This window comes from Streptomyces sp. NPDC059499, from assembly GCF_042749285.1.
GTDB lineage: Bacteria > Actinomycetota > Actinomycetes > Streptomycetales > Streptomycetaceae > Streptomyces.
This window is the reverse complement of the sequence record NZ_JBHYTT010000002.1, coordinates 1-17,464: the sequence shown is the minus strand read 5'-3', so window position 1 is coordinate 17,464 and position 17,464 is coordinate 1. Positions and strand designations below refer to the sequence as shown.

The window sequence follows — 17,464 nt, the reverse complement described above, 5'->3', positions numbered from 1 at the left end:
AGTCGACCGGAGTCACGGGTGACGAACATGTGCACGATGCGGTATTTCCGTTGGAATACGGGATTGCTGTCCCCTTTCGGGGGATACATTCACCCGTAAGGATTAAATGTGCGGAAGGGGTGCTAAGGGCGCACCTTCGTCTGCCTACGGTCGCCAGGTGACGAGCAGCAGGCTGGAGACACCCGTACACACCACCGGCGCACCCCGGGCGCACCGTCGTGGGATCCGCCCGGCAGCGCATCGAACGTCCGCACGTTACGAGCCGTATCTCGACGGCCTGTTCACCTACTGCCTCTCCGTGCTGTGCGACCACGAGGCGGCCACCGAGGCGCTCGGCGCCGTCCTCGCGATCGCGGAGCGTCAGGAGGGCCGGTGTCCCGCGGCCGAGGAGGAACGTAAATCCTGGCTGTATGCCCTGGCCAGGTGGATGTGCCTGCGCACGCTCACGGAGCAGAAGCGGGGCCGCCAGGCCCACCGCCGGACGGCCACCCGGCCGCCCCCGTTACCTGCCGCCGGCGTCACCCCGGAGGAAGCGGCCGCCCCGGGCCACGCGGAGTCCCCCGCCGCCGAAGCGCGCCGGCGCGAACTCGCCCGGCTCGCCTGGCCGGAGGCCGCGGGCACCACACCCGAACAGCGCGAGGCGCTGGAGCTCGCCGTTCGTCACCGTCTCACCCCGCGGGCGGTGGCCGCCGTCCTCGGCCTCGAACCCGCCACCGCGCGGGAGCTCCTGGCCGCCGCGGCCTGCGAGGTGGAGCGCACCCGTGCCGCACTCGCGGTGGTCGAGACGGGGAACTGCCCCACCGTCGCCCGGCTCACCGGCACCCACCGGGTCCTGCTCTCCGCGGCCCTGCGCCGCGAGCTCGTCCGGCACGTCGACGACTGCCCCCGGTGCCGCCGCGCCGCAGAACGGGCGGGGGCGGCAGGACCGTGGCCCGGCGCGGTCACCCCGGGCACCGCGCTGACGGTCCTGGAGGCGCCGCGCCCCTCGGTGCGCGTCGCCCTGGTCCACGCGAGGCGGTCCCGGTCGGGCACCCCGCGCTTCGGCCGGACGGGCTTCCCCCTCGACCCGAAGGACCATGCCGCGCGCCGGGACCGGCTGCGTGCCCGGGTCGTGACGACGACGGTCGTCGCGACCGTCGTCGCCGCCCCCGTCATCGCGCTGTGGGCCGCCTACCGGGGCGCACCGCTGACCGGCGAGGGCCGCGACGGCTCCTCCTCGGTGACCGCGACGGAGGTGGACGGGGGAGCCGGGCTCGAAGGCGATCCGTACGACCACTACGAGAACGCGGGCAACGCCCGCCCCGACGCCGACGGCCGTTTCACCGACGCGGGCCGGAGGCCGGACGTCTCGGCCGAGGTGATCAGTGCCGGCGGCGGCCGGCACGGACCCGGGGCGCTCAGGGTCGCGGCCCGCTCGTCCGGCGGCCGTACGACGATCACCCTGACCGCGACCGGCACCCGAGCCGTCGCCTGGTCGGCCCGGGCGGACGTGCCGTGGCTGTACCTCAGCCGCTCCTCCGGCACGATCGCCCCGGGCCGGAGCGTCACCATCCACGCCCTCGTGAATCACGCGGCGGAACCGGCGGGAGCGTGGAGCGCGCGCATCGTGCTCGCCCCGTCGGGTGCCGAGGTCGCGATCAGCGGGTACGGCGCCACGGTGCCGCCACCGGGAAGCCCGGACCCGGCTCCGCCCTCCGGTTCCCCCGAGCCGTCGCCGTCCTCGCCGTCGCCCGACCCGACCCCGGACCCCACGGAGCCGACGCCCGCCCCGTCGGATCCGACCCCGGACCCGACGGACTCCCCGGATCCGACGCCGCCCGCCACCGACCCTCCGTCGCCCACACCCGGCCCGTCCGGTGCGACCACGGATCCGGGAGGAAGCCCCGAGCCGACGGACTGACGGACAGCACACGGCCCGGTGGGCGGCGGAACGTTTGTCCACCGCGCACCGGGCCGCGATCACCCCGGGCCGGAGCCGCGCGGCCGGATCACGCGCCTCCGGGGCGGATCGGCCGCATCAGACCCGATCAGACCGGATCAGCCGGATGCGGTGCCATCGGCAGCAGCGACGACAGCCGCTCCTCGCACAGCTCGACCAGCCGCTCGTACGCCTGCTTGCCCATCAGCTCGACGAGCTCCGGACGGTAGGTCACGTAGACCGGATCCCCGGCCCCGTGCGCCGACGTCGCCGAGGTGCACCACCAGTGCAGATCGTGGCCGCCCGGACCCCAGCCCCGACGGTCGTACTCCCCGATCGAGACCTGGAGCACGCGCGTGTCGTCGGGCCGGTCGATCCAGTCGTAGGTACGCCGGACCGGCAGCTGCCAGCACACGTCGGGCTTGGTCTCCAGCGGCTCCTTGCCCTCCCGCAGCGCCAGGATGTGCAGCGAGCAGCCCGCGCCGCCCGCGAACCCGGGACGGTTCTGGAAGATGCAGGAGCCCTCCCAGCGCCGCGTCTGGCGTTCGCCGTCCTCGTCGACACCGACCCAGCCCGACTCCGTGCCGACGTCGTGGAACTGCCACAGGTCGGGAGTGAGCCGCTCGACGTGTCCGGCCACCCGCTTCTCGTCGTCCTCGTCCGAGAAGTGCGCGCCCAGCGTGCAGCACCCGTCGTCCGCGCGGCCCGCCTGGATGCCCTGGCAGCCGCTGCCGAAGATGCAGGTCCACCTGGACGTCAGCCAGGTCAGATCGCAACGGAAGATCTGCTCGTCGTCGGCGGGGTCGGGAAACTCGACCCAGGCCCGCGCGAAGTCGAGCCCCTTCTCATCGGGCCCGCCGGGCCCCTTTGCTTCCGGCTGCTGCATCTCCTGCTTCATCTTCTGCTTCTTCGTGACTTTGTCCGGCTTCGCCTTTTTCGTCTTTGGCACGGGCCAAGAGTAAGACCGACCGGAGCAGTAGCGTTCCGGGTATGAGACTCGGAGTCCTCGACGTGGGGTCGAACACGGTTCATCTGCTGGTGGTCGACGCGCACCCCGGCGCCCGCCCGCTGCCCGCACACTCGCACAAGGCGGAGCTGCGGCTGGCCGAACTCCTCGACATGGACGGGGCGATCGGCCCCGAGGGTGTCGACCGGCTCGTGTCGACGGTCACCGACGCGCTGCGGGCCGCCGAGGACAAGGGCTGCGAGGACGTACTCGCGTTCGCCACGTCCGCCGTGCGCGAGGCGAGCAACGCGGACCAGGTGCTGGCCCGGGTGCGGGAGGAGACGGGCATCGCCCTCGCCGTACTCAGCGGTGAGGAGGAGGCCCGGCTGACCTTCCTGGCCGCCCGCCGCTGGTTCGGCTGGTCGGCGGGGAAGCTGCTGGTGCTGGACATCGGCGGCGGTTCGCTGGAGGTCGGGTACGGGATGGACGAGGAGCCCGACGCCGCCGTCTCGCTGCCCCTCGGCGCCGGGCGCCTCACGGCGAGCTGGCTGCCCGGTGATCCGCCGGCCGCGACGGACGTACGGATGCTGCGCCGGCACGTCCGGGCCGGCATCGCCCGCACGGTCGGAGAGTTCACCCGGCTGGGCCCGCCGGATCATGTCGTCGGGACCTCCAAGACCTTCAAGCAGCTCGCCAGGATCGCGGGCGCCGCGCGCTCCGCCGAGGGCCTGTACGTACAGCGCGTCCTCACCCGCAAGGCGCTGGAGGAGTGGGTGCCGAAGCTGGCGGCGATGACCGTCGAGCAGCGGGGGAACCTGCCCGGGGTGGCCGAGGGGAGGGCCGCACAGCTGCTGGCAGGGGCGTTGGTCGCCGAAGGGGCCATGGACCTGTTCGGGGTCGAGGAGCTGGAGATCTGCCCCTGGGCGCTGCGTGAGGGAGTCATCCTGCGCCGCCTGGACCACCTCCCGACCGGCCAGGTGGCACTCGACTGATCCCCGGCCAGGCGGTCATGGCCCTTCTCACTTTCAGCCGGGGTCCCTCTTGGAGGCCTACCGCTGCCCGTACCCTGTCTCCGTGGCAGAACCAGTGGTGCGCATCCCGGATGCGAAGGTCGCCCTGTCGACGGCTTCGGTCTATCCGGAGTCGACGGCGACGGCCTTCGAGATCGCTGCGCGCCTGGGTTACGACGGTGTCGAGGTCATGGTCTGGACCGACCCGGTCAGCCAGGACATCGAGGCCCTCAAGCGGCTTTCGGACTACCACCAGGTCCCGATCCTCGCCGTGCACGCGCCCTGCCTGCTGATCACGCAGCGGGTCTGGTCCACCGACCCGTGGGTCAAGCTCCAGCGGGCCAGAGCGGCGGCGGAGAAGCTCGGGGCGTCGACGGTGGTGGTGCACCCGCCGTTCCGTTGGCAGCGCAACTACGCACGCGACTTCGTCAGCGGAATCTGGCGCATGGCGGACGAGACCGATGTGCGGTTCGCGGTGGAGAACATGTATCCGTGGCGCTACAGGGACCGCGAGATGCTCGCGTACGCCCCCGACTGGGACGTCACCCAGGACGACTACCGGCACTTCACCGTGGACCTCTCGCACACCGCGACGGCACGGACGGACAGCCTGGCGATGGTGGACCGGATGGGCGACCGCCTCGCCCACGTCCACCTCGCCGACGGCAAGGGCTCCGCGAAGGACGAGCACCTGGTGCCCGGCCGGGGCGACCAGCCCTGCGCGGAACTGCTGGAGCGCCTCGCCCGTACCGCGTTCGACGGTCACGTCGTCATCGAGGTCAACACGCGCCGCGCCATGTCAGCGGCCGAACGCGAGGCCGACCTCGCGGAGGCGCTCGCCTTCACCCGGCTCCACCTGGCGTCCTCCGCGCAGGCACCCCGCTCATGACTCCGGGCGCGGACGGACCGGCTCCCCGCCGCCGGGGCCGCCCCTCCCGTACGGCGAAGACCGCCGGCCCCGACGCCAGGACGCGGATCCTCGAGGCGGCCCGTTCCGAATTCGCCGAGCGCGGCTACGACAAGGCCTCGATGCGCGGTATCGCCAAGGCGGCGGGCGTCGACGCGGCCCTGGTCCACCACTACTTCGGTACGAAGGACGAGGTCTTCGCGGCGGCGATCGAGGTCTCCTTCGAGCCCGCGCTCGTCATCCCCGAGATCCTCGGCGGTCCCATGGACGGCGTCGGCGAGCGGCTGGCCCGGTACTTCATCGGAGTCTGGGAGAACCCGGTGTCCCGCGCGCCGATGCTGGCCATCCTGCGCTCCGCGCTCACGCACGAGGCGGCCGCGAAGGTCCTGCGCGGATTCGTGCTGCGACGGCTGCTGGAGCGGATCGCGGGGGACCTGGACGTACCCGACCCGACCTTCCGCGCCGAACTGGCCGCCTCGCACATGATCGGGATCGCGATCCTGCGCTACGTGATCCGGGCGGAACCACTGGCGTCGACGGACCCGGAGAAGATCATCGCCATGGTCGCCCCGACGCTCCAGCGCTACCTCACGGGGCAGGACATCCCGTAGGGCGGGGCGGGTGCCGCACCTGCCCGGACACTGGGCACCGTGTCCCGGAATCCGGACACGCTGTCCAGATCCTGGAGCGGGGCGTACGCTCGGAGACAGTCCATATCTGTCGAAGGAGCGATCGGCGATGCCCCACCTGAGGTCCCGCACTGTCACCCACGGCCGCAACATGGCGGGCGCGCGCGCCCTTATGCGGGCGTCCGGCGTAGCCAGTGAGGACATCGGCAAGCCGATCATCGCGGTCGCCAACTCCTTCACCGAGTTCGTCCCCGGCCACACCCACCTCGCCCCCGTCGGCCGGATCGTCTCCGAGGCGATCCAGGCCGCGGGCGCGGTGCCCCGCGAGTTCAACACGATCGCGGTGGACGACGGCATCGCGATGGGCCACGGCGGCATGCTCTACAGCCTGCCCTCCCGCGACCTCATCGCGGACAGCGTCGAGTACATGGTCGAGGCCCACTGCGCCGACGCGCTGATCTGCATCTCGAACTGCGACAAGATCACCCCCGGCATGCTGATGGCGGCTCTCCGCCTCAACATCCCCACGATCTTCGTCTCCGGCGGTCCGATGGAGGCCGGCAAGGCCACCCTCGTCGACGGCACGGTCCGCAGCCTCGACCTGGTCGACGCGATCTCCGACGCGGTGAACGACAAGATCTCGGACGAGGACATCCTCCGCATCGAGGAGAACGCCTGTCCGACCTGTGGCAGTTGTTCCGGCATGTTCACCGCCAACTCGATGAACTGCCTCGCCGAGGCGATCGGCCTGGCCCTGCCCGGCAACGGCTCGGTCCTCGCCACGCACACCGCCCGCAAGGCGCTGTACGAGGACGCCGGCCGCACGATCGTCGAGATCACCAAGCGCCACTACGAGCAGGACGACGAGACGGTCCTCCCGCGGAACATCGCCTCGCGAGCGGCCTTCGAGAACGCCATGGCCCTGGACATCGCCATGGGCGGCTCCACCAACACGATCCTGCACCTGCTGGCCGCCGCCCAGGAGGCCGAGCTCGACTTCGGCCTCCCGGAGATGGACGAGATCTCGCGCCGCGTGCCCTGCCTCGCGAAGGTCGCGCCGAACGTCGCGCCCGGCGGTACGTACTACATGGAGGACATCCACCGGGCCGGCGGCATCCCCGCCATCCTCGGTGAGCTCTACCGCGGCGGCCTCCTCAACGAAGACGTCCACTCCGTCCACTCCGACTCCCTCGCGGACTGGCTGAAGTCCTGGGACGTGCGGGGTGGCTCCCCGTCCCCCGACGCGATCGAGCTGTGGCACGCGGCCCCCGGCTGCGTCCGCTCCGCGCTCGCCTTCTCGCAGTCCGAGCGCTGGGACACCCTCGACCTCGACGCCGAGGGCGGCTGCATCCGCTCCGTGGAGCACGCGTACTCGAAGGACGGCGGCCTCGCGGTCCTCAAGGGCAACCTCGCGGTCGACGGATGTGTCGTCAAGACAGCCGGTGTGGACGAGTCGATCTGGACCTTCGAGGGCCCGGCCGTGGTCTGCGAGTCCCAGGACGACGCGGTGGACAAGATCCTCCGCAAGGAGATCACGCACGGCGACGTCGTCGTCATCCGCTACGAGGGCCCGCGCGGCGGCCCGGGCATGCAGGAGATGCTCTACCCCACGTCGTTCCTGAAGGGCCGCGGCCTCGGCAAGACCTGCGCCCTCGTCACCGACGGCCGCTTCTCCGGCGGTACCTCGGGCCTGTCCATCGGGCACGCCTCGCCGGAGGCGGCGTCCGGCGGCACGATCGCGCTCGTCGAGGACGGCGACCGGATCAGGATCGACATCCCGAACCGTTCGATCGAGCTCCTCGTCCCCGACGCCGAGCTGGCCACCCGCCGAGCGGCCCTGAACGGCGTGTACGCGCCGAAGAACCGCGACCGCAAGGTCTCGGCGGCGCTGCGGGCCTATGCGGCCATGGCGACGAGCGCGGACCGCGGCGCCGTCCGCGACGTCTCCAAGCTCGGCTGACACCACCGCACGGCCGACCCCGCCCCCGGTATCACCAGAGGGCGGGGTCGTTCGCGTCCACGGCGAAAACGGAACCGTCCGGGGAGGTTCCGTACACGGCCGTGCCGAGGACCACCGGAGCGGGCAGCGACGAGGCGTGGCTGAGCTTCCCCGCCCTCAGCCGCGGACGGGTCTGGCCGAGCAGCGTGCCGTGTCCCGTGTCGACGGCGAGCAGCCGCCCGTCGGCCGCGGAGAAGTACAGCCGGTCGCCCTCCCCGAGGACGGGCGAGGACGTGAGCCCGACGGCCGTCTCCAGGCGCCACCGTTCCGCCTTCCCGCCGCCCGGACGGACTCCGACGGCCAGCAGCGTGCCGCCGCGTTCCAGCAGATACGCGGTGTCGCCGTCGAGAACGACCTCCGGTTCGTTCATCCGGAAGGGCAGCGCCGTCCGGGTGGCGCTCCGCCGCACCGGGTCGTAGCGCACCAGCCCGGTGATCTGGGCGCTCTCGTTCATGGACGTGAGGACGAGCACCCCGTCGGATGCCCCGGCGGGTGTGAGGGTCCCGTCCAGCCGGCGTTGCCAGGCGGTGCGCCCGGTCTCCGCCTCGAGCGCCGTGACGAGCGTGGTGGTCCCGTGCGCCGAGTTCTCGAAGACGTACGCGAGTCCCGTCCCGCTCTCGTACAGCGCGTAGCCCGGCTGCCGGTGGCCGGGGACGGTGTGCCGCCAGAGGGACGCGCCGGTCGTGGCGTCGAGGCCCCGCGCGGTGCCGTCCCGCCCGGCCATCAGCAGCGTGTCACCGGCAGGGAAGGGGACGTCGAGGTCCGCGGAGAGGTCCGCGTCCCAGAGCGGTGTGCCACGGCCTGGGTCGTAGGCCCGGAGCGTTCCGCCCGGCACGGCGGTGTACGCCGGTCCGCCGGCCGCCGCTCCCAGTTCGGGGGCCTCCGGCGAGGCGTCCCGGTGCGACCAGATCAACCGGCCGTCCGACGGGTCCAGCCGCGCCGTGCCGAAGCCCGCGGCCACGCAGTACAGGGCGGAGCCCGCGCCCGTCCCCGAGGGGGCGCACGAGGGCGTCGAGCCCTGCGAGGAAGGCAGCGGTGTCTGCCACGGTACGAAGGCCGGCGCGCTCTTCCTCTTCCCCTCGGCCTTGTGCGTTGCCGGAGTCCCGGAGCCGTCCCACGCGCCGGCCGCCCACACGCAGCCGGCGACCAGGGCGAGCACTCCCGCGGCCACCGCGAGCCGTCGCCCCGTCCTCCGCCCGCCCTTCGCCCGGGCAGGCGGCTCCGCCGCCCGTATGTGGGTCGCCGTCTCCTCCTGTGCGGGCTCCCTCGCGCCTGTCCCCGCCACGGACCTGACGGAGGGCGGCCGCCGCTGTGCCGGTACGAACGCCGTGGCCTCGTACGACGGGGGATGCAGCGCCGCCATGATCTCGTCCGGGGTGGGACGCTCCGCGGGATCCTTCGCCAGGCACCGACCGACGAGCGGAGCCAGATCGGCGGGCACCCCGGCCAGATCGGCCTCGTCGTGCACCACCTGATAGGCCACGATGTACGGGCTGTCCGAGTCGAAGGGCCCCCGGCCGGTCGCCGCGTGGACCAGCACCGCACCCAGCGCGAACACGTCCGCGGCGGGGCCGACCTCGCGCGGCCGCTGGAACTGCTCGGGCGCCATGTACGGGGGCGAGCCGATCAGCTTTCCCGTCTCGGTGCGCAGATCACTGTCGTACGGCCGGGAGATCCCGAAGTCGATGACCTTGGGGCCGGAGTCGGGGAGCATCACGTTGCTCGGCTTGAGATCGCGGTGAATGACACCGGCCCGATGGATGTCACGCAGCGCCTCGGCCAGCCCCGCCGTGAGCCTGCGCAGCTCGGCCGGACTCATCGGCCCGTTCCGCTTCACCTGCGCGGAGAGCGTCGGGCCGGGCACGTAGAGAGTGGCCATCCAGGGCAGTTCGGCTGCCGGGTCGGCATCCACGACCGGCGCGGTGAACGCGCCGCTGACCCGGCGGGCCGCCGCGACCTCCTGCCGGAACCGTGCCCGGAACTCGGGGTCCGCCGCGTGCTGCCGGTGCACCACCTTGACCGCGAGCTGCAGCCCGGAGGCGGAGCGCGCCAGGTGCACCACACCCATGCCGCCCGCACCGAGACATGCCTCGAGCCGGTACCCCCCGGCGTACTCAGGTTGTTCCGCTTCCGGATGCGATCCGGTACCTCGCAGCGGCGGCACCGCCCACCCCCGTGTGTTCGTCCGCAAGCGCGACGCACGGAGCCTAGTCGATAGTGCGTGCGAGAAGGGTGGGGCTTGTTAGCCTGCGCGTCGTACGCATCGTTTTCAACGGGGGAGGCCCTCATGGGCGTTGGAGAGAACAGCATCACCGACAGTGCGGCGGCGGACGACCAGGGGGTGACGACGCTCGCCGCGAGCGTCGTCAGATATCCCATCGCTCCCGGCTACCGCGTCAACGTCCGCAAGGGCCCCGGCACGCAGTACGGGATCGTCAGGACGCTGCCGTACGGGATGAGCGTCCCGGTCTACTGCCAGAAGCCGGGGGAGCGGGTCAGCGGTCCGTACGGGACGACGAACCTCTGGGACAACATCGCCAGCGGCGAGTTCGTGTCCGACGCGTACGTGCACACGGGCAGTGACGGCTACATCGCCCCGCGCTGCGACTGACACGCACAGCTCTCGCCCGGGGATAATCGATTCCGTGAGCGAGAACAGCGAAGCATCCGGCACGCCCTCAGGCAGCACGACGTCCGGCGGCAGCACGCCGGGACCGCAGCCCGAGCCCCTTCGTTTCTTCGGTACGACCTGGGTCGACCACGACGGGGGCTACGGGCTGCGGCGGGCCGGCGCCGCCGTCGGCTCGCTCGCGGCAGCCGTCGCCTCGTGCTTCGTCCTGCGCTTCGCGTACCAGGGCCTGGAGATCGCCGAGGTCGGCAGCCTCGTCGGCATGCTCGTGGTCCTGATGTTCGCGGTGTGCAGCGCCATCGCCTTCCGCAGGACCTGGGACGGGTTCGGCCGCCGTCCCGCCGACCCGTCCCGCGAGGACAGCCTGCGCGGCCTCAAGTCCATCGGCTTCATCGGCTCGCTCCTCGCGTACTTCTTCCGCTCGCTCCTGGAGGCGCCGGGCGAGAAGCTCCGGCGCACGGAGTACGAGACGGCGCTCGCCCAGTACGTGAAGCGCCGCTCGACCCGCACGGGCAACCCGGCGGCCCGCAGGAGCGCCAAGGGCAAGCGCACCGGCCGGAAGTAGGGCCTGCGGAGAACCGCTCCCGCGTACGCCGGGGCGGAGGCACGATGAACTCATGTCCTCTACACGCGCCCTCTCGTTCGACCGTGCCGCCGCCCAGTACGCGGCGGCCCGCCCCGACTACCCGCCCGCCCTCTTCGACGCCGTCGAGGAGCTGGCGGGCCGTCCCCTGCGAGGCGCCCGCACCGTCGACGTCGGCGCCGGAACGGGCATCGCCACCCGGCTGCTCCATGCCCGGGGGGCCAGGGTCACGGCCGTGGAGCCGGGCCCCGGCATGGCGGCCGAACTGCGCCGGACGCTTCCGTCCGTGGCGATCGTGCGGGGCGACGGCAACCGCCTCCCCCTGGCCACCGCGTCGGCCGACCTGATCACCTACGCACAGTCCTGGCACTGGACGGACCAGGAACGCTCGATGCCCGAGGCGTTCCGCGTCCTGCGTCCCGGAGGCGCACTGGCGCTGTGGTGGAACGTCTCCGACCACTCCGTCCCCTGGATCGCCGACCAGGACACCCGTCTGCGCCGCCACCTCGGCGCCGGGAACAGCGCCCACGGCTCGTCCCCCGCGTCCCCGGTCCCCGGCAGCCGCTTCCGGGAGCTGCCCGGGCCGGCCGGCAGCAGCTTCGCGCAGCGTCTGCTCCCCTGGTCCCGGAAGGTGCCGGTCGACACCCACCTCGCCAACCTCGCCAGCCATTCCGCGTTCCTCGTGCTCGGCGCGGCGGGCGAGCAGGCAACCCGCCGTTTCCTCGCCGCGGAGCGGGGCCACCTCGCAGGGCTCTTCCCGGACGGCACGGTCGAGGAGCGCTACGTCGCCGACCTCATCGTGGCGATCCGCTGACCGTGCCGGTCTCCTGGTCCCGCCGCGCCTGGTGGGCCTCGGCCCATCCCTCCAGAGCGGCCGCGCTCGCGTGGTCGGTGTGCCGGAGCCCGCTCAGATCCAGCTCGACCACCCGGTCGTGCGGCAGGGCGTCCAGTGCGTCCAGCAGCTTCGGCAGTCGCAGGAACGTGGCATTGCCCGCCACCCGGGCCCGCAGTACACCGCCGACGCCCTCCTCCACCTCCACATGCACATGGCTGATGTCCCAGGCGGTCTTGGCGACGGCCAGCACCAGTCCGACCACGACCCCCTCGAACAGGCTCGTCGCCACGATGGTCCCGGCCGTCACCGCCAGCACCACCGCCTCACCGCGATGCTCACGCCACAGCGGCACCAGCGTCCGTACGGGAATGAGTTTGTAGCCGGCGTGGACGAGTACGCCCGCGAGGGCCGCCACCGGAATGATCCCGAGCGCGATCGGCAGGGCCGCGGCGAAGAGCAGCAGCCACACGCCGTGCAGGATCCGGGACGCCTTCGTCCGCGCGCCGGCCTGCACGTTGGCGACGCTGCGCACGATCACGGCGGTCATCGGCAGGGCGCCCAGCACCCCGCACACCGCGTTGCCCGTGCCCTGCGCGATCAGCTCCTTGTCGTAGTCCGTCCGCTTCCCGCTGTGCAGCCGGTCCACCGCCGCCGCGCTGAACAGTGACTCCGCCGAGGCGATCAGCGCGAACGCGAGGACCGTGCCCAGGACCCCGGCCTCGAGAAGCCGCGCCCAGTCGGCGATCCCCGGCGGCTGTACGGCATCGAGCAGACCGTTCACCTCCAGTCGGCGCACCTGCAGACCGAACACCGCGGCGGTCCCGGCCGCGAGCCCCACCGCCACCAGCGGCGCGGGCACCACACGCGCCGCCCGCCGCCACTTCGGCCAGAGCGTCAGTACGACGACGGTCCCCACCCCCAGCGCGACGGCCGGACCGGACACCCCCTCGCCGAGCAGCAGGCCGGGCAGCCCGGCGATCTTCTGCCCCATGGAGGCGGGAGCCGTCGCGTCGGCGAGCACATACACCTGACCGGAGATCAGGACCAGTCCGATCCCGGCGAGCATCCCGTGCACCACGGCGACGGACACGGCACGGAACCACCGTCCGAGCCGCATGACGCCGAGGGCCACCTGCAGTGCGCCGGCGGTGAGGACCAGTACCCCGAGGGCGCCGATCCCGTAGAGCGCGACCGCCTCGTACACCAGCACGGTCAGTCCGGCCGCGGGACCGCTGACCTGCAGGCTGCTGCCCGGGAGCAGCCCCGCGACGATTCCCCCGACGATCCCGGTGATCAGTCCGAGCTCGGCCGGCACGCCCGAGGCGACGGCCACGCCCACGCACAGGGGCAGGGCAACGAGAAAGACGACGAGTGAAGCGGTGAAGTCGGCGCGAGAGACCGGGATGCCACGCAAGAGAAGGTGCCTCCGTCGGCAGTGGGCGGCAGTGGGCGGTGAGGTAACGGGATGGAACTACTCATTCCGATCACGCCCCGGGCCGAGTGGCGGGCACGCCACGCCGATCCCTTGACGCAGGACCTCCGACGGGACAAAAATTCATCACATGATGAATTCTCTGTCCGCCGCGGGAGCCGGGCGCGCGCCCACAGCCGCACCCGCCGTCGAAGCCCGCGCCCTCACCGTCGAACGAGGCGACCGCACCGTCCTCCGAAGCCTCGACTTCGCCGTCGAGCCCGGCCGGATCACCGGACTCCTCGGCCCCTCGGGCTGCGGGAAATCCACACTCATGCGCTCCGTCGTCGGCACCCAGGCCAAGGTCACCGGCACCCTCGACGTCCTCGGCCGCCCCGCGGGGCACCCCGCGCTGCGCCCCCGCATCGGCTACGTCACCCAGGCCCCGTCCGTCTACACCGACCTCACCGTCCGGCAGAACCTGGACTACTTCGCGGCCGTCCTCCAGCCGGGACGCAGCCACCGGGACGCCCGCGGGGAAGCCGTCACCCGCGCCATCCAGGACGTCGACCTCACCACCCACGCCGACGCCCTGGCCGGGAACCTCTCCGGTGGCCAGCTCAGCCGCGTCTCCCTCGCGGTCGCCCTGCTCGGCACACCCGAACTCCTGGTCCTGGACGAACCGACCGTGGGTCTCGACCCCGTACTCCGCCGGGACCTCTGGAACCTCTTCCACACCCTCGCCGCCGACCGGGGCACCACGATCCTCGTCTCCTCCCACGTCATGGACGAGGCCGAGCGCTGCCACCGGCTGCTCCTCATGCGCGCGGGCGAGATCCTCGCCTCCGACACACCCGAAGGCCTGCGCACCCGTACCGGCTCCGCCACCGTCGAGGAGGCCTTCCTCCACCTCGTGGACGAAGCCGCCACCGCCACCCGCCAGGAGACGACCCGATGAGCACCACAGCCCCGGCGCCCAACCCGCAGCCGCTGAGCCCCGCCCGCACCCTGGCCACCGCCGCCCGCGTCCTGCGCCAGCTCCGGCACGATCCCCGCACCGTCGCGCTGCTGCTGATCGTCCCGGTCCTGATGATCACGCTGCTGCGCTACGTCTTCGACGGCAGCCCGCAGACCTTCGACGCCATCGGCGCCTCGCTGCTCGGCATCTTCCCGCTCATCACGATGTTCCTGGTGACCTCGATCGCCACGCTGCGCGAACGCACATCGGGCACCCTCGAACGTCTCCTCGCGATGCCCCTGGGCAAGGGAGACCTGATCGCCGGCTACGCACTCGCCTTCGGCGCGGTCGCCGTCGTCCAGTCCGTGCTGGCCACGGCACTCTCCGTGTGGGTGCTCGGCCTGGACGTCGTCGGATCGCCCTGGCTGCTGCTCCTGGTCGCCCTGCTCGACGCGCTGCTCGGCACGGCGCTCGGCCTGTTCGTGTCGGCCTTCGCCGCCTCCGAGTTCCAGGCGGTCCAGTTCATGCCGGCCGTGATCTTCCCCCAGCTGCTCCTGTGCGGACTGTTCACCCCGCGCGACCAGATGCACCCCGTCCTGGAAGCCGTCTCGAACGTCATGCCGATGTCGTACGCCGTCGACGGGATGAACGAGGTCCTCACCCACACCGACGTCACCGCCGACTTCCTCCGCGACATCGTGATCGTCGCGGGCTGCGCCCTGCTCGTCCTCTGCCTGGGTGCGGCCACCCTCCGCCGCCGCACGCCCTGAGCACCCGGTGCGAGGATGGCGGCAACGACGAGAACCGCCACCCGGAGGGTGAAACCGCATGACCCAGACAGTCGCAGTCCTCGGTACAGGAAAGATCGGCGAGGCTCTGCTCAGCGGCATGATCCGGGCGGGCTGGCGCGCCGCCGATCTCCTGGTGACCACACGGCGCTCCGAGCGCGCCGAAGAGCTCCGCACCCGCTACGGCGTCGAGTCCGTCACCAACGCCGAAGCAGCCAAGAGCGCGGACATCCTCATCCTCGCGGTCAAGCCGCAGGACATGGGCAAGCTCCTCGACGAACTCGCCCCGCACGTCACCGCCGACCGTCTCGTCATCACCGCGGCCGCCGGCATCCCGACCGCGTTCATCGAGGAGCGCCTCACCGAGGGCACCCCGGTCGTACGCGTCATGCCGAACACCCCCGTCGTCGTGGACGAGGGCATGTCCGTGATCTCCGCGGGCAGCCACGCCACCCCCGGACACCTCGCCCACGCCGAGGCGATCTTCGGAGGCGTCGGCAAGACCCTCCGCGTCCCGGAGTCCCAGCAGGACGCCGCCACCGCGCTCTCCGGCTCCGGCCCCGCGTACTTCTACTTCCTCGTCGAGGCCATGACCGACGCGGGCATCCTGCTCGGCCTGCCCCGCGCCCAGGCCCACGACCTGATCGTCCAGGCCGCCATCGGCGCCGCGATCATGCTCCGGGACAGCGGAGAACACCCGGTCAAGCTCCGCGAGGCCGTCACCAGCCCGGCCGGCACCACCATCAGCGCCATCAGGGAACTGGAGAACCACGGCGTACGAGCCGCCCTCATCGCCGCACTCGAAGCGGCCCGCGACCGCAGCCGCGAGCTCGCCTCCGGCAACGGCTGAGACCGGCCACCCCACCGCCCACCCACCTCACCCGCGTCACCGGCCTACTGCACCGCAGCGACCAGCTCCGCAGTGCGCACCACGCTCGCGAACCCACCGCCGTGCAACGTCACGGCGGTGGCCCGCGCCAGCTCATCCGCGCCCAGGGCCCAGCCCCACGGCCCCACCGTGTCGAAGGTGTACGTCGCGTCGAAGGCGAAGAACACCTCGTACCCGAGATTGCCGCCCATGCGCGCTGTCGTCTCGGCGCACATGTTCGTCTGAATTCCGGCCACCACGATCTGCCGTACCCCTGCCTCCCGCAGCCATGCATCCAGGTCCCGTGTCCCGTAGAAGGCGGAGTTCACCGATTTCGTCAGGAACAACTCCGCCCCGGTCCCCTTTCCGCGACGCTCCTCCACGTACTCCTTGAACGCATTGCCCGATTGGCCCGCCCGCAGGGGCGAGCCCGGCTGGGTCGAGTCATGCCGCACGAACACGACGGGCCGGCCACTCGCCTGCCAGGCATCGATCAGCTCCGCGATGTTCCTGTCGGCATCCGGATTGTTCCGCGGTCCCCAGTACGCCTCCTGCTCGAAGCCCTGTTGTACGTCCACCACGATCAGCGCTGCGTTCCCTGCGATCTCCATGCCTCCACTCTCGGCCCACGGGCGACCGTCTCCCAGAGCCGGGAAAGCCATCGATCGATGCTTTACTGCCAAGGTGACCGCGTCGCCGAACCACCCCGCCCGCATCGCCCTGGTCTCGTTCCCGGGAGTCCGGGCATTCGACGTCTCCGTCATCACCGAGGTCTGGGGTGTGGACCGCACCGACCGTGGTGTCCCCGCCTTCGAGCTGCGCCGCACCGCCGCCGCCCCTGAGCCCATTCCGCTCCGCGGCGGTCTGTCCCTCACCCCGGACCGGACGCTGACCTGGCTGTCCCGGTGCGACCTGATCGTGGTGCCCGGTCTCGACGACCACCTCACCCCGGCCCCGACCGCGGTGCTCGAAGCCCTGCGCGGTGCCCATACGCGGGGCACACCCATCGCCGCGCTCTGCGGCGGTGCCTTCACGCTTGCGCAGGCGGGGCTGCTCGACGGCCGCCAGGCCGTCACCCACTGGAACCTCACCGACCTCCTCCATGCCCATCACCCCCAGGTCACCGTGGTGCCGGACGCCCTCTTCCTCCACGACGGGAACATCTGGACCTCGGCGGGCACGGCGGCCGGCATCGACCTCTGCCTTCATCTGGTCCGCATCACCCATGGCGCCGAAGCCGCGGCGACGATCGCCCGTTCGATGGTCACGGCCCCCTTCCGGACAGGAACCCAGGCCCAGTTCATCGAGCACCCCACCCCGGAGTCCGACCGGGACGCCGACACGCTCGCCTCGGTGCGGGCCCATGCGCTGGCCCATCTGGCGGAACCGCACACCGTGGCCACCCTCGCGGCCCGAGCCGGCATGTCCGCACGCACCTTCGCCCGTCACTTCCAGGCCACGACCGGGACCACCCCGCTGCGCTGGCTGATCGCGCAACGCATCGCCGCAGCCCAGAAACTCCTCGAACGCACGGACCTCCCTCTCCCGGAGGTGGCCCGCCGCACGGGGTTCGGCAGCGAGGTCACCATGCGCCAGCGCTTCGCGGCGCACCTCTCCACCAGCCCACGCGGCTACCGGACGGCCTTCCGCGACGCAGGGGCCGAGCCGGAGGTTGACACCACCCGTACGGCTCCGTAGTGTGCTCCGAGTTGTCCGACGTGAGCGCCGACCCCGGTCGGTCCCCGGACAGCCATTCCGTAGTGACCACAAGAAACCGGCGACCTGTGTCGCACGTTTTCTGTGTGCACGTTCGGAATGAGGAATCCACGTTCGAAGGAACGATGACCCGATTAGCGTCGGGGCCCTGGATTCCGCTAAAGTCTCACTCGTCGGAACGGCCCAACAGCCGGGAAGACAAGCCCCACTGACTGGGAATCAGGCCCGAAAGGATCTGATAGAGTCGGACTCGCCGGAAAGGGAAAC

Annotated in this window: 16 protein-coding genes; 12 read left to right on the top strand and 4 right to left on the bottom strand. The window is 71.8% G+C overall.

Translation table 11 applies throughout. The annotated features are described in order from the left end of the window. Positions 1–106 precede the first annotated feature (106 nt). Positions 107–1,900 carry a hypothetical protein gene (locus tag ACFW9O_RS05295; RefSeq protein WP_384605310.1) on the top strand — a complete coding sequence of 598 codons (1,794 nt, stop codon included), beginning with the start codon at positions 107–109 and terminating at the stop codon, positions 1,898–1,900. 127 nt (positions 1,901–2,027) lie between these two features. On the opposite strand, the gene ACFW9O_RS05290 is transcribed toward ACFW9O_RS05295, so the two are convergent. Continuing rightward, positions 2,028–2,867 carry a hypothetical protein gene (locus tag ACFW9O_RS05290; RefSeq protein WP_384605307.1) on the bottom strand — a complete coding sequence of 280 codons (840 nt, stop codon included), beginning with the start codon at positions 2,865–2,867 and terminating at the stop codon, positions 2,028–2,030. 41 nt (positions 2,868–2,908) lie between these two features. On the opposite strand from ACFW9O_RS05290, the gene ACFW9O_RS05285 reads away from it, so the two are divergent. The 4 genes from ACFW9O_RS05285 to ilvD all read left to right on the top strand — a co-directional run bounded on the left by ACFW9O_RS05285 (position 2,909) and on the right by ilvD (position 7,370). Further along, positions 2,909–3,856 (top strand): Ppx/GppA family phosphatase, encoded by a 948-nt coding sequence (locus ACFW9O_RS05285; protein WP_384605304.1) that lies wholly within the window; start codon positions 2,909–2,911, stop codon positions 3,854–3,856. A gap of 82 nt (positions 3,857–3,938) precedes the next feature. Further along, entirely contained in the window at positions 3,939–4,763 is an 825-nt protein-coding gene (locus ACFW9O_RS05280) for a sugar phosphate isomerase/epimerase (RefSeq protein WP_351179196.1), read from the top strand. Continuing rightward, positions 4,760–5,392: a TetR family transcriptional regulator gene (locus ACFW9O_RS05275; protein ID WP_384605302.1), complete on the top strand. Its 633-nt coding sequence runs from the start codon at positions 4,760–4,762 to the stop codon at positions 5,390–5,392. Before ACFW9O_RS05280 ends, ACFW9O_RS05275 begins: the two co-directional genes overlap by 4 nt. Positions 5,393–5,519: 127 nt before the next feature. Continuing rightward, entirely contained in the window at positions 5,520–7,370 is a 1,851-nt protein-coding gene (gene ilvD / locus ACFW9O_RS05270) for a dihydroxy-acid dehydratase (protein WP_384605300.1), read from the top strand. 31 nt (positions 7,371–7,401) lie between these two features. Here the strand turns inward: ilvD and ACFW9O_RS05265 are convergent, their stop codons facing one another. Further along, the gene (locus ACFW9O_RS05265) at positions 7,402–9,573 is read right to left on the bottom strand and encodes a PQQ-binding-like beta-propeller repeat protein (protein ID WP_384605299.1); all 2,172 of its coding nucleotides are present in this window, start codon (positions 9,571–9,573) and stop codon (positions 7,402–7,404) included. A 123-nt stretch (positions 9,574–9,696) separates the two neighbouring features. On the opposite strand from ACFW9O_RS05265, the gene ACFW9O_RS05260 reads away from it, so the two are divergent. The 3 genes from ACFW9O_RS05260 to ACFW9O_RS05250 are packed head-to-tail and all read left to right on the top strand — an operon-like array spanning position 9,697 to position 11,435. Next, on the top strand, positions 9,697–10,020 hold the full coding sequence (locus ACFW9O_RS05260; RefSeq protein WP_351179203.1) for an SH3 domain-containing protein: 324 nt from the start codon (positions 9,697–9,699) through the stop codon (positions 10,018–10,020). 34 nt (positions 10,021–10,054) lie between these two features. Next, complete coding sequence (locus ACFW9O_RS05255; protein ID WP_384605295.1) at positions 10,055–10,603, top strand: hypothetical protein; 549 nt, start codon at positions 10,055–10,057, stop codon at positions 10,601–10,603. Between the two features lie 52 nt (positions 10,604–10,655). Next, on the top strand, positions 10,656–11,435 hold the full coding sequence (locus ACFW9O_RS05250) for a class I SAM-dependent methyltransferase (RefSeq protein ID WP_384605293.1): 780 nt from the start codon (positions 10,656–10,658) through the stop codon (positions 11,433–11,435). Here the strand turns inward: ACFW9O_RS05250 and ACFW9O_RS05245 are convergent. Then, on the bottom strand, positions 11,416–12,870 hold the full coding sequence (locus ACFW9O_RS05245; protein ID WP_384605291.1) for a SulP family inorganic anion transporter: 1,455 nt from the start codon (positions 12,868–12,870) through the stop codon (positions 11,416–11,418). The two genes, ACFW9O_RS05250 and ACFW9O_RS05245, sit on opposite strands and share 20 nt — an antisense overlap. 148 nt (positions 12,871–13,018) lie before the next feature. Between ACFW9O_RS05245 and ACFW9O_RS05240 the strand changes: the two genes are divergently transcribed. From ACFW9O_RS05240 to proC, 3 genes are read left to right on the top strand one after another with little or no spacing between them, the layout of a single operon-like run. Next, positions 13,019–13,825, top strand: a complete 807-nt coding sequence (locus ACFW9O_RS05240; protein WP_384605288.1) for an ABC transporter ATP-binding protein — start codon at positions 13,019–13,021, stop codon at positions 13,823–13,825. Beyond that, positions 13,822–14,595 carry an ABC transporter permease gene (locus ACFW9O_RS05235; protein WP_384605285.1) on the top strand — a complete coding sequence of 258 codons (774 nt, stop codon included), beginning with the start codon at positions 13,822–13,824 and terminating at the stop codon, positions 14,593–14,595. Before ACFW9O_RS05240 ends, ACFW9O_RS05235 begins: the two co-directional genes overlap by 4 nt. 58 nt (positions 14,596–14,653) lie before the next feature. Beyond that, on the top strand, positions 14,654–15,463 hold the full coding sequence (gene proC / locus ACFW9O_RS05230; protein ID WP_351179221.1) for a pyrroline-5-carboxylate reductase: 810 nt from the start codon (positions 14,654–14,656) through the stop codon (positions 15,461–15,463). Positions 15,464–15,507: 44 nt separating this feature from the next. Here proC and ACFW9O_RS05225 read toward each other — a convergent pair whose 3' ends face one another. Further along, positions 15,508–16,092 (bottom strand): cysteine hydrolase family protein, encoded by a 585-nt coding sequence (locus tag ACFW9O_RS05225; protein ID WP_384605282.1) that lies wholly within the window; start codon positions 16,090–16,092, stop codon positions 15,508–15,510. A 73-nt stretch (positions 16,093–16,165) separates the two neighbouring features. Here ACFW9O_RS05225 and ACFW9O_RS05220 point away from each other — a divergent pair, with 73 nt between their 5' ends. Then, the gene (locus ACFW9O_RS05220; RefSeq protein ID WP_384605280.1) at positions 16,166–17,179 is read left to right on the top strand and encodes a GlxA family transcriptional regulator; all 1,014 of its coding nucleotides are present in this window, start codon (positions 16,166–16,168) and stop codon (positions 17,177–17,179) included. Positions 17,180–17,464: the final 285 nt, after the last annotated feature.

Bases quoted from the DNA above. Each gene is read 5' to 3' on its own strand.
- ilvD (WP_384605300.1), top strand. From the start codon at position 5,520: ATGCCCCACCTGAGGTCCCGCACTGTCACCCACGGCCGCAACATGGCG.
- ACFW9O_RS05250 (WP_384605293.1), top strand. From the start codon at position 10,656: ATGTCCTCTACACGCGCCCTCTCGTTCGACCGTGCCGCCGCCCAGTAC.
- ACFW9O_RS05235 (WP_384605285.1), top strand. From the start codon at position 13,822: ATGAGCACCACAGCCCCGGCGCCCAACCCGCAGCCGCTGAGCCCCGCC.
- ACFW9O_RS05295 (WP_384605310.1), top strand. From the start codon at position 107: ATGTGCGGAAGGGGTGCTAAGGGCGCACCTTCGTCTGCCTACGGTCGC.
- ACFW9O_RS05225 (WP_384605282.1), bottom strand. From the start codon at position 16,092: ATGGAGATCGCAGGGAACGCAGCGCTGATCGTGGTGGACGTACAACAG.
- proC (WP_351179221.1), top strand. From the start codon at position 14,654: ATGACCCAGACAGTCGCAGTCCTCGGTACAGGAAAGATCGGCGAGGCT.
- ACFW9O_RS05240 (WP_384605288.1), top strand. From the start codon at position 13,019: ATGATGAATTCTCTGTCCGCCGCGGGAGCCGGGCGCGCGCCCACAGCC.
- ACFW9O_RS05260 (WP_351179203.1), top strand. From the start codon at position 9,697: ATGGGCGTTGGAGAGAACAGCATCACCGACAGTGCGGCGGCGGACGAC.
- ACFW9O_RS05285 (WP_384605304.1), top strand. From the start codon at position 2,909: ATGAGACTCGGAGTCCTCGACGTGGGGTCGAACACGGTTCATCTGCTG.
- ACFW9O_RS05275 (WP_384605302.1), top strand. From the start codon at position 4,760: ATGACTCCGGGCGCGGACGGACCGGCTCCCCGCCGCCGGGGCCGCCCC.